Source organism: Actinosynnema sp. NPDC023658, assembly GCF_040639995.1.
Taxonomy (GTDB): domain Bacteria; phylum Actinomycetota; class Actinomycetes; order Mycobacteriales; family Pseudonocardiaceae; genus Actinosynnema.
Window position 1 is genome coordinate 1 of the sequence record NZ_JBFAAX010001045.1, and the last position, 1,861, is coordinate 1,861.

Sequence of the window (1,861 nt, forward strand, 5' to 3'; positions counted from 1 at the left end):
CCGGGCCAAGTGGGCCGGCGGGCGGGTGGTGTACTTCACCGGCGCGATCGACGACGTGGCCGGGTACTCCCGGACGCTGTTCGCGTCGGAGATCCAGGCGATGGCGGGCCGGGACCTGTCGCTGGTGCACGACTACCAGTTCGACGAGTCCTCCGGGCGCAACGCCGCCGACTCGATCGGCTCCCGGGGCGGCACGCTGACCGGTGGCGCCGCGTTCGTCCCGGGCCGGGTGGGCAACGCGGTGGCGCTGCGCGGCGGCACGGACGCGGTCACCACGACCGGCCTGGACGTGCGGACCGACCAGGCGTTCACGGTGTCGGCGTGGGTTCGGCTGCCGGACAAGTCGTGCGACTTCCGGGCCAACCCGGGCGGCTGCAAGATGGACGCGGTCACCGTGGACGGCACGAGCGCCAGCAAGTTCAAGCTGGGGCACGTGCGGGAGCCCAACCACCCGTTCGGGGTGTGGAGCTTCGAGATGCCGGAGTCGGACACGGCCGCGGCGCCGGTGACGCAGGCGGCGGTGTCGGTGATCCAGTCCGACCTGGACAGGTGGACCCACCTGGTGGGCGTGCACGACCCCGCGACCAGGAAGATCTGGCTCTACGTCAACGGGACGCGCGTCGGTGACGGCACGCTGAACTCGCCGTGGCGACCGCCGGCGGACGCGGGCCTGGTGGTCGGCCGCGGCAAGGTGGCGGGCAAGGCCGCCGAGCAGTGGGTCGGGGACGTGGACGACGTCCGGATGTACACCGGCCTGCTGGACAAGGTCCGGGTGTCCGCGCTGTTCCACTCCTACCCGGCGGAGACGGCCCCGGCGACGCTGCCGACGCCCGACGCGGCGGCCTGGGGGTTCGACGAGGGCACGGGGACGATCGGCAAGGACGCGAGCGGCCGCGGCATGACCGCCTCGCTCAAGGGCGGCGCGGTCTGGGTCGGCGGTCGGGGCGGCCCGTCCGGGCTCCGGCTGAACGGCTCCACGGGCTACGCGGAGACCGACGGGCCGGTCGTGGACACCGCGCGGAGCTTCTCCGCGGCGGCGTGGGTCTACCTGAACAACGGCAGTGCGGCCAACCAGACCGTGATCGCGCAGGACGGCACCCGGCTCAGCTCGTTCATGCTCGGGTACAACGGGGCCGCCCACAAGTGGGCGGTGACCGTGCCGACCACCGACGTGGACGACCCCGGTCAGGCCATCACGATCCTGAACTCGACCGAGTCGGCGAACTCGGGCGAGTGGACGCACCTGGCCATGTCGTACGACGCCGGCCTGCACCAGTTGCGGCTGTACGTGAACGGCCTGCTCTCGGCCGCGCAGGTGGGCGTGTCGATCCTGCCCGCTCCCGGGCCGATGTCGATCGGCCGGGCGAAGTGGAACGGCAACCCGTCGTCGTTCTTCGACCTCGCCGTCGACGAGGTCCGGGTCTACGGCAAGGTGCTGTCCGACGGCGAGGTGCGCAAGGTCCACGACGACGTCCTCGACGGTGACTGGGGCTACTACCGGTTCGACGAGGGCACGGCCCGCGACTCGACCTGGCGCAAGAACGACGCCGTCGTCACCGCGGGCGTCACCTACGGGCCCGGTGTCACCGGGAAGGCGGCGGTGCTCGACGGCACCGGCGTGCTGACCAACCCGGCGTACGTGCCCATGCACGACAGCTTCAGCGTGTCCGGCTGGGTCCGGCTGCGGAGCGCCGACCAGGTGGCCACGGTGGTCAGCCAGGACGGCGACCGCAACTCCGGTTACGTGCTGCAGTACCGGCCGGAGCTGAACCGGTGGGTGTTCGGCGCGCACACCGCCGACGCCGACGGCGCCCCGCTGGTCTACGCGGCGGACCTGGCGGCGGCGAAGGTGTACGAGTGG

The 1,861-nt window shown here is 72.4% G+C and carries 1 protein-coding gene; it reads left to right on the plus strand.

Annotation, left to right across the window (positions count from 1 at the left end):
* Nucleotides 1-1,861: LamG domain-containing protein (locus AB0G02_RS37865; RefSeq protein WP_360804626.1), on the plus strand; the 1,861-nt coding region annotated here is incomplete at both ends.